At 35.7% G+C, this 13,988-nt stretch carries 13 protein-coding genes; 2 read left to right on the plus strand and 11 right to left on the minus strand.

The window, feature by feature from the left end; translation table 11 throughout:
- Positions 1 to 2 precede the first annotated feature (2 nt).
- From C1T31_RS04080 to kynU, 4 genes are read right to left on the minus strand one after another with little or no spacing between them, the layout of a single operon-like run.
- Positions 3 to 1,442, minus strand: coding sequence for an aldehyde dehydrogenase (locus tag C1T31_RS04080; protein ID WP_103051163.1), 1,440 nt, complete (start codon positions 1,440 to 1,442; stop codon positions 3 to 5).
- Complete coding sequence (locus C1T31_RS04085) at positions 1,439 to 1,849, minus strand: RidA family protein (protein WP_103051164.1); 411 nt, start codon at positions 1,847 to 1,849, stop codon at positions 1,439 to 1,441. Before C1T31_RS04085 ends, C1T31_RS04080 begins: the two co-directional genes overlap by 4 nt.
- A gap of 3 nt (positions 1,850 to 1,852) precedes the next feature.
- Positions 1,853 to 3,256 carry an FAD-dependent oxidoreductase gene (locus tag C1T31_RS04090; RefSeq protein WP_103051165.1) on the minus strand — a complete coding sequence of 468 codons (1,404 nt, stop codon included), beginning with the start codon at positions 3,254 to 3,256 and terminating at the stop codon, positions 1,853 to 1,855.
- A gap of 36 nt (positions 3,257 to 3,292) precedes the next feature.
- On the minus strand, positions 3,293 to 4,561 hold the full coding sequence (kynU, locus tag C1T31_RS04095; RefSeq protein ID WP_207764254.1) for a kynureninase: 1,269 nt from the start codon (positions 4,559 to 4,561) through the stop codon (positions 3,293 to 3,295).
- Between the two features lie 113 nt (positions 4,562 to 4,674).
- Between kynU and C1T31_RS04100 the strand changes: the two genes are divergently transcribed.
- Entirely contained in the window at positions 4,675 to 5,094 is a 420-nt protein-coding gene (locus C1T31_RS04100) for a (4Fe-4S)-binding protein (protein ID WP_103051166.1), read from the plus strand.
- 144 nt (positions 5,095 to 5,238) lie between these two features.
- Here the strand turns inward: C1T31_RS04100 and msrA are convergent, their stop codons facing one another.
- From msrA to C1T31_RS04115, 3 genes are all read right to left on the minus strand, one after another.
- Entirely contained in the window at positions 5,239 to 5,895 is a 657-nt protein-coding gene (gene msrA / locus C1T31_RS04105; protein ID WP_103051167.1) for a peptide-methionine (S)-S-oxide reductase MsrA, read from the minus strand.
- A gap of 127 nt (positions 5,896 to 6,022) precedes the next feature.
- Positions 6,023 to 6,802: a zinc ribbon domain-containing protein gene (locus C1T31_RS04110; protein WP_103051168.1), complete on the minus strand. Its 780-nt coding sequence runs from the start codon at positions 6,800 to 6,802 to the stop codon at positions 6,023 to 6,025.
- A 3-nt stretch (positions 6,803 to 6,805) separates the two neighbouring features.
- Positions 6,806 to 7,900 carry a Nif3-like dinuclear metal center hexameric protein gene (locus tag C1T31_RS04115; protein WP_103051319.1) on the minus strand — a complete coding sequence of 365 codons (1,095 nt, stop codon included), beginning with the start codon at positions 7,898 to 7,900 and terminating at the stop codon, positions 6,806 to 6,808.
- 130 nt (positions 7,901 to 8,030) lie between these two features.
- Between C1T31_RS04115 and lpxK the strand changes: the two genes are divergently transcribed.
- Entirely contained in the window at positions 8,031 to 9,038 is a 1,008-nt protein-coding gene (gene lpxK, locus C1T31_RS04120; RefSeq protein ID WP_103051169.1) for a tetraacyldisaccharide 4'-kinase, read from the plus strand.
- Here lpxK and C1T31_RS04125 read toward each other — a convergent pair.
- Genes C1T31_RS04125 through C1T31_RS04140 form a run of 4 tightly spaced genes read right to left on the minus strand, consistent with a single transcriptional unit; the run spans position 9,035 to position 13,986 of the window.
- Complete coding sequence (locus C1T31_RS04125; protein ID WP_165780064.1) at positions 9,035 to 11,260, minus strand: ATP-binding protein; 2,226 nt, start codon at positions 11,258 to 11,260, stop codon at positions 9,035 to 9,037. The genes lpxK and C1T31_RS04125 overlap by 4 nt on opposite strands.
- A 30-nt stretch (positions 11,261 to 11,290) precedes the next feature.
- The gene (gene gap / locus C1T31_RS04130) at positions 11,291 to 12,307 is read right to left on the minus strand and encodes a type I glyceraldehyde-3-phosphate dehydrogenase (protein ID WP_103051170.1); all 1,017 of its coding nucleotides are present in this window, start codon (positions 12,305 to 12,307) and stop codon (positions 11,291 to 11,293) included.
- A gap of 2 nt (positions 12,308 to 12,309) precedes the next feature.
- Positions 12,310 to 13,188 (minus strand): lipoyl synthase, encoded by an 879-nt coding sequence (lipA, locus tag C1T31_RS04135; protein ID WP_103051171.1) that lies wholly within the window; start codon positions 13,186 to 13,188, stop codon positions 12,310 to 12,312.
- A gap of 60 nt (positions 13,189 to 13,248) precedes the next feature.
- Positions 13,249 to 13,986 carry a glycosyltransferase family 2 protein gene (locus C1T31_RS04140; RefSeq protein ID WP_103051172.1) on the minus strand — a complete coding sequence of 246 codons (738 nt, stop codon included), beginning with the start codon at positions 13,984 to 13,986 and terminating at the stop codon, positions 13,249 to 13,251.
- Positions 13,987 to 13,988 lie beyond the last annotated feature (2 nt).

The raw sequence follows: 13,988 nt of genomic DNA on the forward strand, positions 1-13,988 counted from the left end.
TATTAATATTTTATACATACATTTTTAGGTTCAGTAAAGAAGCGTAAGGCTTCAAAACCACCCTCACGACCAACTCCTGAAGCTTTCATGCCGCCAAAAGGTGTACGTAAATCTCGCATTAACCAAGTGTTTACCCATACAATTCCCGCTTGTATGTGGTTACTCATGCGCATAGTACGTTTTAAGTCATTAGTCCATAAGGTCGCTGATAAACCGTATTGTACTTTATTTGCCATTTGCAGGACTTCATCTTCTGTTTTAAAAGGCATAATAGTTACTACAGGGCCAAAAATTTCTTCTTGATTGACACGGCATTCATCAGTAGAAACCTCAATGACTGTTGGCTCTAAATAGTAACCATTTTCATAACCTTCGATAGTAACTTCATTACCACCACACAAAACAGTACCACCTTCTGCTTTAGCAATGTCAATATAGTTTTTTACTTTTTCTAAATGTGGTTTTGAAACCAAAGCACCAATATTGGTTGTACTTTCTGAAGGATGCCCTACGTGTAGTTGTTTTACTTTTTCTACAAAGTCTTTTTTAAAGGTTTCATAAATGGATTGCTCTACAAAAATGCGACTACCACATAAACAAATTTGACCTTGATTTGCAAAAGAAGAACGGACGGTTGTATTCAACATCTCGTTATAATCGCAATCGGCGAAAATGATATTAGGATTTTTACCTCCTAATTCCAACGATAATTTTTTGAACATAGGCGCCGCCGTTTTGGCAATGTGTGCACCAGTTGCTGTACCTCCAGTAAATGAAATGGCCTTAATATCTGGATGTTCAATAATGGCTTGACCAGTTGTAGTTCCTAACCCATGAACGATATTTAAAACGCCTTTAGGCAAACCAGCTTCGTTGCAAATGTCGCCAAGCATGTAAGCGGTCATTGGAGTCACTTCACTAGGTTTAGCTATGACACAATTACCAGCTGCAAGTGCTGGAGCAATTTTCCAAGTAAATAAATAGAGAGGTAGATTCCAAGGTGAAATACAACCAACAACTCCTATAGGTTGACGCAAGGTGTAATTGATGGCATTCAATCCAATACTTTCATGGCTTTCACTAGCAAATTGGGTAATGGCATTGCCAAAAAAACGAAAATTACTAGAAGCTCGAGGAATATCTATAGCTTTTGCCAAACTAATGGGTTTACCATTGTCCTGACTTTCGGCAGTAGCTAGTTTATCTAATTTGGTTTCAATTAATTCTGAAATTTTAAGTAGGATACGACTGCGTTCTTCCAAGGTGGTTTGTGACCAGTTAGGGAAAGCTGATTTAGCAGCTATATAGGCATTTTCAACGTCTTCTTTGCACGAGTTAGGAATTTGCCCGTAAACGTCACCATTGGAAGGGTCGTAATTGTCAATCCAGTTGTTTTGAATTGGATTATGAAAACCACCGTTTATATAATTTTGAATGTTCATGACTGCTTTTTGTATGCCATAACTTTAATTTCCACCACCAAGTCAGGATGCGGTAATTGATGTACTGCTACCGTCGTTCTGGTTGGTCCGTTTTCCTTATCAAAGAATTCAGCGTAAGCTTTGTTATATCCTGCAAAGTCATTCATGTTCACTAAAAAAGATGTGACATCAACCACGTCTTTTAATGATGCACCAACAGTTTGTAAATTTTTATCAATATTCTGAAGTACCTCGCGAGTTTGTACTTCGGCATTCAGCCTTTTGGTTCCCATCTCATCGATAATGTCTACACCGGCTATAGTATTATCTGATCTTCGAGAGCTGGTGCCTGATACAAATATAAAATCGCCTACCACTTTTACATGTGGGTAGGCGCCTCGTGGGGTTACTTTTGTTCCTTTACTCATAAATTATGATTTCAAACCGGCAATCCTGTCGTCCTGAAGGATATTTTCGGTTTCTGTTTTTACTTTTTCTAAATTCGATCTTAAATCATCATCAATTTTCAATGTGCCATCTGCAAGCATATTCAAAATGGCTTTATCTTGTGCACGTCCTCTTACCATGGCATCTCGGTAACCTATATCTTCATTAAATGTTACTAAAGAGTATTTGGAAGAATACTCATTAGGGAATGTTTTTTCAAAGGCCATTTCCAAGTTACGTTTTTCTCTAAAGTTCGTATGATTGACATGGCCCTTCATTTCGTAGAAATTATCTATGGCCAAATCGGCAATCGCATCGGTATCTTTTTTACGGTTCTTTTCATAGACCTTAAAAATGGTCTCCCAGTCCGTATGTCCTTCATCTAAAACCTTATCAAATTCTACAACATCCTCAAACGAGGCATTCATCCCTTGACCATAAAAGGGCACAATAGCATGCGCAGCGTCGCCCATTAATAAGGTATTACCTTTGAAGTGCCAAGGAGAGCATTTTACAGTACCCAGAGGTGCTGTTGGATTCTCAAAGAAGTCATCAACCAGGTTAGGCATAAGCTCTAAAGCATCCTTGAAGTATTTTTCAAAGAATTCCAATACACGCTCTTTGGTTGTTAAGTTATTGAAATTGTATTCTCCTTCGTCAAAGCTTAAAAACAATGTAACCGTAAAGCTGCCATCTAAATTAGGTAAAGCTATGAGCATAAAGGCTTCGCGACCCCAAATATGAAGCGCGTTTTTATAAGTCTTAAAACCACCACTTTCATCAGGTAGAATGCTTAATTCCTTATAACCATGACTTAACCAATCCTGTGAAAAACTAAATAAGAACTTCTTTTCTAAATAATAGCTTTTACGAAGTGCCGAACCAGCGCCATCGGTACCAATAATTACATCAGCATCTTCAACGAACTCTTTATTGGTATCGTAATCCTTGAACGTAGCAGTTGTTTTCTCAAAATCAACCGCTTTACATTTCTTATTAAAGTGAATGGTTACGTTTTCGTGTTTTTCAGCTTCATCCAAAAGCAAGGCATTTAAGCCACCTCGTGATATGGAATTTATGTATTCGTGATCACGACCGCTGTAAGGAGCCAAAGTTGTGTTGCCTTCTAAATCATGTAACATCCGTCCATTCATTGGAATACAAAGTGGTTCTACTTTATCTTGAATGCCGACCATTTTCATAGCTTTTATGCCACGATCGGAGAAAGCCAAATTGATGGAACGTCCTGCTGAAATATCGACTTTACGTAAATCCGGACGCATTTCGTATACGCTTACATTATAACCTCGTTGGCCTAATCGTAGTGCTAGGAGAGAGCCGCAAAGCCCAGCGCCAATTATGAGTACGTTTTGTTGTTTATCTTTCATTTTTTTGGATTCCGCATCAAGTGCGGAATGACAAGTTTAATTTAATATCTTTTTTAACCTCTCAACCATATTATAGACATCCTGATAGGAATTGTATAACGGCACTGGCGCACAGCGAATAACATCGGGTTCGCGCCAATCTGATATGACACCTGAAGCCGTCAATTTATCAAATAGAGCCTTATCAGCATTCTTTACCTGAATGGAGAGTTGGCAACCGCGCTCTTCAGGGTTTTCTGGTGTTATTATTCTAATGGTGTCTTCTCCTAATTGCTTTAATAGAAACTCAAAATAACCCGTAAGCTTCCTTGATTTGGCTTGGAGTTTTTCCATACCAACTTCGTTAAATATGTCTAAAGACGCACGAATTGCAGCCAATGATAAAATAGGAGGGTTGCTTAATTGCCAGCCTTCAGCACCAGGTAACTGGTCAAACTCGTGGCGCATGTTAAATCGGGTTTGTTTGTTGTGGCTCCACCAGCCAGTAAATCGGTTTAAGGTTTTGTCATGGGCATGACGCTCATGTACAAAGGCGCCAGCTAAACTTCCTGGACCGGAGTTCAAATATTTATAAGTACACCAAACAGCAAAATCGGCTCCAGAGTCGTTAAGATTCAGTTGGACATTTCCAGCGCCATGGGCACAATCGAAACCAACCATGCAACCATGTTTATGGCCAAGCGCTGTAATACGTTTCATGTCAAAAAACTGTCCGGTGTAATAATTGGTATTGCCAATCATAATGAGGGCAATTTCATCACCATGTTGTTCAAGAATGTTCTCAAGATCTTCATAATGATAGAGTTCTTCACCTTTTCTGGGTTTCCATAAAATTAAACCCGCTTTGTCATCAAACCCATGATGACGTAATTGAGACTCCACCGCATATTTGTCGCTTGGAAACGCATCCGCCTCAATCACTATTTTATAACGCTGGGCTGTAGGTTTGTAAAAACTCACCATCATAAAATGCAAATTAGCCGTCAGCGTATTCATGGTAATCACTTCAATAGGTTTAGCACCAACCACTTTAGCCATACTGTCCGTTAAGAATTCGTGGTATGGTAACCATGGATTTTTAGCTTCTGTGTGACCTTCTACGCCCAAATGGGCCCAATCCTCCAATTCTTGATTGATATAGGATTTAGTTGTTTTAGGCTGTAAACCAAGCGAATTGCCACAGAGGTAAATAATATCATTTCCATGGGTGTCTTTAGGAATATGAAATTGGCTTCTGTAACTTGCTAATTCGTCATTTTGGTCCAGTTCTTTTGCAAAATCTAAACCAGTTTTATAAATGGACAATGTGTGTGAGTTTTCAGTTTCCAACAAAAATAAGAATTATAAGTTTAGAAATGAAGATGCCTTAAAGAGATAATTTATTCAGGCTTTTTGTATCTTTAGAAAAAGTAACGACTATGGGAAAAACAAAAGAATATAGTAATGGCGAAACCACCATTGTTTGGGAAGCCGATAAGTGTATACACTCGGCTATTTGTGTCAAAGGATTGCCAGATGTTTTTCAGCCAAAAGACCGACCGTGGATTAAAATTGATGCGGCACCTACTGAAGCATTGGTGAATCAAGTTAAGCAATGTCCGTCCGGAGCCTTAAGTTATTATATGAATGATGCATCTGATGCTTCTTCAGAAGTATTGGAAACGAAGGTGGAAGTCATGGAAAATGGTCCCTTATTGGTTTATGGAACCTTGCAGGTAACTCATAAAGATGGCAAGCAAGAAACTAAAAACAAAACCACGGCTTTTTGCCGATGTGGTGCTTCACACAACAAACCGTATTGCGACGGCACACATGTTAAAAATGATTTTAGAGGATAAAAAAAACAGGCTTCGATTAGTATTGGAAGCCTGTTTTTGAATATATATAGACGCTTGCAGCGGGATATTTATAATATATATACGGTTGGAAATTGGGATTTGGATTTTTGTGTTTCTAAAAAAAGCTTACAAAGTTGAAACTTACTAATGATTTTCCTTCAGTACCTCTGGCATTTTACGTTTAAATTTATTTAATCTAGGAATCGATACATTTTGCACATAAGGGTTTTCAGGGTGTAAGCGTTCGTAGTCCTGGTGATAGTCTTCAGCCTTCCAGAATTTTTGAAACGGATAGATTTCGGCAGCAACGGGTTCACCCAATTTTTTTTCTAATGCTGTTTTCTTTTTAAGTATACTATTTTTTTGTGCTTTATTTTGGTAGAAAATAATAGAACGGTATTGTGAGCCAATATCGGGTCCCTGACCATTAACCTGTGTGGGATCTTGTGAGGCAAAATACACGTCAATCAAGGTTTCAAAACTTACTATCTTAGGATCATAGATGACCTCTACTGCTTCAGCGTGACCTGTGCGACCTGTGTTACTGTCTTCGTATGTTGGGTTTTTAGTATGGCCACCTGCATAACCAGAAATAGCTTCGTCCACACCTTTGACGCTCTCATAAACGGCTTCCACACACCAAAAACAGCCACTGGCAAAATAAGCTCTAGCTTTGCCATTTTGTAAGGGAACCTCAATAGGTTCGGCATTAATAACGGCTTGTTGTTTTGGATTGACTTGTGCTGAATGGTTGCAACTTAAAAGCAGTGCCAAAAATAAAAGTGGGAGTAAAGGTTTCATATGTTTTGTTTTTTTCTTTTTAATAGACGTATGAATTTACAAAACCTTAAACCTAATTTTGTGAAAGTTTTCATAATAAAAAAACCCAGACGGTTGGTCTGGGTTCATATATTCTGTTGGAAATGGATTATAATTTAGAAAATAGCTTATCCATTTTTTCTTTTTCTTCTTCGGCTAAAGCGGCATCAACCAAAATACGTCCACTGTGCTCATCCGTAATGATTTTTTTGCGAGAAGCAATTTCCATTTGAACCTGCGGTGGAATCGTAAAGAACGAACCTCCAGAAGCACCTCTTTCAATTGGAACAACGGCTAGTCCATTTTTTACATTTGTGCGGATTCTAGTGTAAGCCGCAACTAAACGCTCTTCAATAGAATCTTTATAATCATCAGACTTTTTAAGTAATGCCTCTTCCTCCTTTTCAGTTTCGGCTAAAATAGCATCTAATTCACCTTTTTTATGCTTTAAGTGGTTTTGACGCTCTTTTAAACGATCTTTAGTTTCAGCAATAACTTCTTTCTTTTGCTCAATTTGAGCTTTATATTCTTTGATGTTTTTTTCAGCTAATTGAATTTCCAATTCTTGGTATTCAATTTCTTTTGAAATAGAGTTGAATTCTCTATTGTTACGAACATTTTTTTGTTGTTCGTTGTATTTTTTAATTAATGCTTTGGCTTCTTCAATAAGATTCTTTTTAGAGTTGATATCATTATTGATGACTTCCAAACTTGCTTCTAATTTTTCAAATCTGGTATTTAATCCAGCAACTTCATCTTCCAAATCACGAACTTCTAAAGGAAGTTCTCCACGAACGTTTCTAATTTCATCGATACGTGAATCGATAAGCTGTAAATCGTATAAGGCTCTTAAGCGCTCTTCTACAGTTACTTCTTTCTTTTTTGCCATACTTTAAAAATACTTAACAGGATTGGTATTAGTCCTTGATAAAACGACTGCAAAATTAGTAATTTTTTTTGTAAGATAAGCTACTAAAAAGTTTTTTGTGAACTGCTCACTTTCGTAATGACCAATATCAGCCAAGATTATCTTGTTTTCTGCTTGGAAAAAGTCGTGATATTTTAAATCGGCCGTAATAAATATTTGAGCACCAGCACGTTTGGCTGCTGAAATAGCAAAGCTCCCAGAACCTCCTAAAACAGCAACTTTTTTAATAGGTTGTTCAGTAAGCGCAGAATGTCTAATGCAACCTGTTTTCATGATGCTTTTGAGTGATGTTAAAAAGTCTTCGGCAGACATAGGATTGTTCAATTCACCAACCATACCCATTCCAATATTCTGATTGGTGTTTTCTAATGTAATAACTTCATAAGCAACTTCTTCGTAAGAATGATTTTTGAATAAGGCTTTCAAAACTTTTGATTCCAGGTGCTTGGCAAAAGTCACAGATATTTGTGTTTCGGGTTCTTGATGTTGTTGTAGTTTTTTTCCTTTTGTAGGATTTGACTCGTCATTTCCTTTGTAGGTTCCTGTGCCATCAACATTAAAACTGCACTCATCATAATTTCCTATTCCACCAGCTCCAGCGTCAAAAAGGGCTTGACGCAATAGCGCTGCTTCCTTAATAGGAGCATAGGTAGTTAATTTCTTGATGGTTTGCTGTTGTGGGATTAATATGTTACGATTTATTAAACCCAATTGCTCACAAATAATGCCATTGACACCTAACTTAGCATTATCCAATGCAGTATGTATAGCAAAAATGCTAACGTTGTTTTGAATAGCTTTAAGAACGGTGCGTTCGACGTAGTTACTACCAGTCAGTTTTTTTAAACCTTTGAAAATAATGGGATGAAAACTCACAATCAGATTGCAATTGTTGTCAATGGCTTCATCCACTACAGCTTCGAGCGTATCTAATGTCACCAAAACACCAGTTAATGGCTGGTTTGAATCTCCAACGAGTAAACCGGTATTGTCAAAATCTTCGGAATAGGCTTGTGGAGCTAATTTTTCTAAATGATTGATAACGTCTTGAATTATCATATATCTTGAATTGATTTGAAACAAAGATAAAATTTTTTCAACCACAAGATTAAAAGTCTCACTCTTCATATCAACCCAATTACAAAAAATAATCTTTACTTTGTTTTTAAATCGAACGCGTATTTACCGAATGAAATTTTTAAGAATCATATTGTTTCCTGTTGTCCCATTTTACTTTGTTGTGACTTGGTTGCGGAACAAGTTTTATGATTGGGGCTTAAAGGAATCGAAATCTTATGATTTTCCAGTAGTTTGCGTGGGTAACTTAAGTACTGGCGGCACTGGAAAGACACCTATGGTTGAGTATTTAATCAGGCTGTTAAAAGATGATTATGTGTTGGCTACGTTGAGTAGAGGCTATAAACGGGAGACCAAGGGATTTGTTTTGGCTTCTGAAGCTGAAACAGCCAATACAATAGGAGATGAACCTTTTCAGTTTTATTATAAGTATCAAGATCAGGTACATGTGGCTGTTGATGAGAATAGGCAAGAGGGTATTACGATATTGAGGCAGCTTGAAAATAAGCCTAATTTGATTATTCTGGATGATGCTTTTCAGCATCGAAAAGTCAAAGCAAGCGTCAATATCTTGCTGACAGCTTATAACAACCTTTATACTGATGATATTGTTTTACCTTCAGGTGATTTAAGGGAACCGAGATCAGGAGCAAAACGTGCGCAAATGATTGTCGTTACTAAATGTCCGGATTCAATTACTAAAGCTGTAAGGCAGCAGATAATTTCAAGAATTAATCCTAAAAGTCATCAAACCGTTTATTTTAGTTCTATTATGTATTCAGACACGGTTTGTAGTGCAACAGAATCCAAACCGCTTTCTCAAGTGGATAATTTTACCTTGGTAACAGGTATTGCGAATCCGAAACCATTATTAGAGTTTTTAGATAACCAAGGTAAAACTTATGAACACATTGGTTTTAAGGATCATTATAATTTTACTGAAGAGGATATCAAAAAACTTCAGGAAAAAGAACAGATATTAACAACTGAAAAAGATTACATGCGTTTGATGAACCATGAATCATTGATCAATAAGTTATATTACTTACCCATAGAGACCAAAGTGCACAATTCTGGAAGCTTTAACAAGCGAATTAAGGAATTGATAGAAATGTCTTAAGCGGATTCGGTTTTACCTCCAATAAGAGCCTCGTAGAGTTTTTTCTCGAAATCTTCTTGCTTAAACGGTTTAGAGATGATATCGGTAAATCCGGCCTCTTCAAATTCATGCATTTTGTCTTCAAGAGTCACAGCAGTTAAGGCAAAAATAGTAATGGTTTTATCGAATCCACGGATTAGTTTAGTAGCTTCAAGACCGCTTATTCCAGGCATATGAATATCCATTAAAATGACATCGTATGTTGTTTCTTTGGCTTTGCTAACTGCTTCTTCACCATTGTCAACGATTTCACAATTAAGCTTCATTTTATTCAAAATCTTTTTAGTAATCATTTGATTGATTTTGTTGTCTTCAACTACTAATATTTTGATATTGCTTAATTCCAATTCGTCTATTTTATCGAAATACTCGGTTTTTTGTGGCTTGGCAACTGCTTCAGCGTATTTTAGAGGTAATTCAAAAGTGAATTTAGAACCTTTGCCTAATTCACTGTCAAGATATATCTTTCCTTTAAGGATTTCAATCAATCCTTTTACAATTGATAAACCTAAACCAGTACCGCCATATTTCCTATTTATTTGAATGGATCCTTGAGCAAAGCTTTCAAATAGCATTTCTTGCTTTTCCTTGCTTATCCCGATACCATTATCTTCAATCTCAAAACGGAGGACATAATTATCATCTTCCTGTTGCAACTTATTTACTCTAACCCAAATGTCACCATCTTTAGTAAATTTAATGGAATTACCGATAAGGTTAATTAAAATTTGAGAAATTTTAAGCTGGTCCGCATTAAATGTTTCGGGCAAGCCACTTTCGTATTCAAAATGCATTTGAATATTGTTGTCCAATGCCGAATTGTTCAAGGCAGCAATGACATTTGTGATTTTCTTCTTCAGATTGAAGTTTTCAGGTTCAATATCCACTTTATTGGCTTCAATTTTATTGATTTGAAGGATATCATTAATAAAAGTTAATAGATATTCGCCAGAGAATTTTAATGACTTTAAATGTTGAATTTGGTTTGGTTTTGGGTCTTCATCTAGTAACATATTAGTTAAGCCTGTCACAGCATATAGCGGAGTCCGTAATTCATGTGTTACTGTTGACAAGAAATTGGCTTTGGTTTTAGAGGCTAATTCAGCCTTTTCTTTAGCAATGATTAATTCGCCATTTTTCTTGTGCAACATATTGTTGGTCTTCAACCTAATATTGTTGTTTTTGTACAAAGAAAGTGTCAAAAGCGATAAAATGGTAATTAAAGCTATACTTAAAATGGTCGTTAACTGACTCAAACTATTGGCTTCTATCTGTTCCTCCAAATCGGCTTCTTGTTGTTTTTGTAACTCGATTTGATTATTCATCATGACTTGCATGCGCTTTTCAGGAGACAAATTTTCACGCTTTATCTCCAATAAGGAGTCAGATAGTTTCATATGCTTTTTTAAGTAGTCATTGGAATCCTTATAGTTTCCAGTTATCTGGTAAATATCAGATAAGACTAAATAGCCATTAGATAAAACGGCATTGAAATCATAATCTTGAGCTATTTTAAGTCCATCAAAGACCATTTTAAGACCTGTATCGTTTTGGCCTAATTTAACAAGGGTATAACCATTATAGATCAAGGCGCTACTCTTTATTTTACTTAAATCGTAACGATTTGCCAATGAAACTGATTTTTCCAATAAGTTTTTGGCTTTTTGATTATTTCCAAGTTCTAAATGTGTTTGCCCTTCTAAGAACAAGACTTCTGCAACAAATTCATTCAAGCCTTCTTGTTCGAAAAGTGATTGTGAAGAAATATAAAAATCCAAGGCCTTTTGAAAATCTCTTTTACTGAAATAAACATTGCCAAGAACTTTGTAAGTCTCAGCTAAATTAATATCATCTTTGGCTAATCGTTGAATTTCGGTAGCTTTAATTAGATTAACTAAAGCTTTTTTAGGTTCTTCAATAATATATTGAAGTTTCCCAATTTTGGAGTAAATGATACCAGTGCTTTTTTTATTATCTATTTGTTCAGCCAATATCAAAGCATCTTCAAGCTTCTTTTCAGCTTCAAAATAATCACTGTTTTCTATGTCTTTTTGTGCCTGATCAACCTTGTAATCAATGTTGTTTTGAATCATTTCCGGGTCATCACTAATACTAGTTTGTGATAGCACACTGATACTAAACATCATTATAATAGCACTTATATACTTAGTAATCTGGGACATTTTTTCTATTACTATTATCGACAAATATAATTATTTATTCGATAAAAGTGACATTTTTATCGATAAATTGCAAATTAAATCAATAATTCTTTGCGAATATCCAGTTTCATTATCATACCAGCCTATGATTTTTACCATATTTCCGATTACTGAAGTCATTTGTGAATCCAAAATGCAAGAATGGGTGTTTCCAACAATATCAATGGATACTATAGGGTCTTCGGTATACGCTAATATATTTTTTAAATAAGTATTTGAAGCATCTTTAAACGCTTGATTTATAGTGTCTATTGAAGCTTCTTTTTTAACATTAAACGTGATGTCAGTTAAAGATCCATTGGCTACAGGTACTCTAATGCCGCAACCTCCAATAACTTCTGAAAGATCCGGAAATATCTTTGTGAGTGCTTTGGCAGCTCCGGTTGTTGTTGGAACTATGGATTGACCAGCTGCACGAGCACGTCTTAAATCTTTATGCGGTTGATCGTGTAAACTTTGGTCTGTAGTATAGGAATGAACAGTTGTTATATAAGCTTGTTTTACACCACAAAGTTTGTTGATGACATCAATCATAGGAGCAGCATTGTTGGTGGTACAAGATGCATTGGACAAGATTTGTTCCGTTCCATTAATAATCTGGTCATTTACACCCATTACAATGGTTTTAATGTCATCTTCCAGCGGAGGGACACTCAATATAACGCGTTTTGCACCATTTTGAATATGAAAATCCAAAATTTCAGACGTTTTAAATTTCCCAGTTGATTCTACTACAAAATCTACGTTTAAAGAGGACCAATCAATATCTTTAGGATGATTATGGTTCGAAAGAACTATCTTTTTGCCTTCGACAATAATATGGTTTGTGCCATATGAGATATCATGATTAAAAATACCATGAATACTATCATACTTCAACAAATGGCTCAAGGTTTTGGAATCAGCTAGATCGTTTACAGCAACAATTTCAATATTATCGTTGTTATGTAATAATCTGAAAAGTCTACGGCCAATTCTGCCAAAACCGTTTATGCCAACACGTACCATTGCTAGTTAATGTGCTTTTGAGCTTTATATGAAGAACGTACTAAAGCACTACTTTCAACATGTCTAAAACCTAAATCTAAACCAATTTGTTTGTATTCTTCAAACTGATCAGGCATGATAAATCGTTTGACAGGTAAGTGTTTTTTACTTGGCTGTAAATACTGTCCAATGGTCACGACATCCACATCATGTTCCTTTAGATCGTGGAGTGTTTCGATGACTTCTTCTCTCGTTTCACCAAGACCTAACATAATGCCTGATTTTGTGCGTCTTTGTCCTTGTTGCTTTAAGTACTTTAAAACACCCAAGCTGCGATCGTATTTTGCTTGAATTCGAACCTCTCTCGTCAGTCTACGGACTGTTTCAATGTTATGGGATACGACTTCAGGTGCTACTTCAATGATTCTGTCTATATGTTGTTCAATACCCTGAAAATCTGGAATTAGTGTTTCTAGGGTAGTTTCAGGATTCATTCGTCTCACTGCTTTCACAGTTTCGGCCCACATAATACTACCCATATCTTTTAAATCATCACGATCCACACTGGTTAAAACAGCATGTTTAATTTTCATAATTTTAATGGATCGTGCCACTTTTTCTGGTTCATCCCAATCAACAGATTCAGGTCTACCAGTTTTAACACCACAAAAACCACAAGAACGCGTACAAACATTACCCAATATCATAAATGTTGCTGTGCCTTCACCCCAACATTCACCCATATTTGGGCAACTACCGGAAGTACAGATGGTGTTCAGTTTATATTTGTCAACCAATCCACGTAGTTCGGTATACTTTTTACCTGTTGGTAGCTTAACACGAAGCCATTTGGGCTTGGGTTCTCGACCAGGAAGTATGTTTGAATCAATTTTAGATTCCATAAGTGTATTTTTCTTGTGCAAAGATATGAAGTTAAGTTGTAAGCGTGAAGTTAAATTGCTTTAGGGGATAATTTTGAAGATATGCTTTTCAACAATTTTAAACTTTCTGTCAATATGTTTTTTACCTTCTTTATATTCAGCCCCCCATTTATTTTGAATATTTATTTTGCTAAGACGATTCATATAGTCAAAGTGTTTTTTATATAAATATTTTTTTCCTAAATATTTAAAGTGTAATAGTTTGAATTCAATAAGAAAATCTTCTGCTTTTTTATCATAAAATTCAGGTGAACATGAATGAGCACCGTAGTCATAATTAATGTGTTTGACCTTTTTGGGATTGAAAATTATGGTTTTGTCAAAACGATAATTCCTTAGACCATGTTTTACTTGGTCTAATAAAGAAACCTTGTTGTTTTTTGGAAACTTTTTGGAGAACATTTCATAGCCTACGACACTACAAATGGCAGGTCTGTACTTTTCCAATAGTTTCAATGAATTATCCATATCTTGAGAATACAGAAATTCATCCATATCACAAACAATAACATAATCGGCATCACTGTTTTTCCAACAGTTGTTTCTGATTTCAGTTAGGATATCTTCTCGATAAGAATTTTCAGCACCAAAGTTTTTTATTTTAACATTAGGATATTCCTTTTTTACGATTTCAATAGAATTATCCGTGCTGTTATTATTTAAAATGGTTATATCGGAACAAAATTTAGAATAATAGTTAATGGTATGTCTAATCATTAATGATTCATTAAAACATAAAATGAATGCGCTAATTTTCATAG

This window comes from Hanstruepera neustonica (genome assembly GCF_002895005.1).
Taxonomy (GTDB): Bacteria; Bacteroidota; Bacteroidia; order Flavobacteriales; family Flavobacteriaceae; genus Hanstruepera; species Hanstruepera neustonica.

Coding starts and splice junctions, on each gene's coding strand:
- C1T31_RS04080 (WP_103051163.1), bottom strand. CDS start 1,442: ATGAACATTCAAAATTATATAAACGGTGGTTTTCATAATCCAATTCAA.
- C1T31_RS04085 (WP_103051164.1), bottom strand. CDS start 1,849: ATGAGTAAAGGAACAAAAGTAACCCCACGAGGCGCCTACCCACATGTA.
- C1T31_RS04090 (WP_103051165.1), bottom strand. CDS start 3,256: ATGAAAGATAAACAACAAAACGTACTCATAATTGGCGCTGGGCTTTGC.
- C1T31_RS04100 (WP_103051166.1), top strand. CDS start 4,675: ATGGGAAAAACAAAAGAATATAGTAATGGCGAAACCACCATTGTTTGG.
- msrA (WP_103051167.1), bottom strand. CDS start 5,895: ATGAAACCTTTACTCCCACTTTTATTTTTGGCACTGCTTTTAAGTTGC.
- C1T31_RS04110 (WP_103051168.1), bottom strand. CDS start 6,802: ATGGCAAAAAAGAAAGAAGTAACTGTAGAAGAGCGCTTAAGAGCCTTA.
- C1T31_RS04115 (WP_103051319.1), bottom strand. CDS start 7,900: ATGATAATTCAAGACGTTATCAATCATTTAGAAAAATTAGCTCCACAA.
- lpxK (WP_103051169.1), top strand. CDS start 8,031: ATGAAATTTTTAAGAATCATATTGTTTCCTGTTGTCCCATTTTACTTT.
- C1T31_RS04125 (WP_165780064.1), bottom strand. CDS start 11,260: ATGTCCCAGATTACTAAGTATATAAGTGCTATTATAATGATGTTTAGT.
- gap (WP_103051170.1), bottom strand. CDS start 12,307: ATGGTACGTGTTGGCATAAACGGTTTTGGCAGAATTGGCCGTAGACTT.
- lipA (WP_103051171.1), bottom strand. CDS start 13,188: ATGGAATCTAAAATTGATTCAAACATACTTCCTGGTCGAGAACCCAAG.
- C1T31_RS04140 (WP_103051172.1), bottom strand. CDS start 13,986: ATGAAAATTAGCGCATTCATTTTATGTTTTAATGAATCATTAATGATT.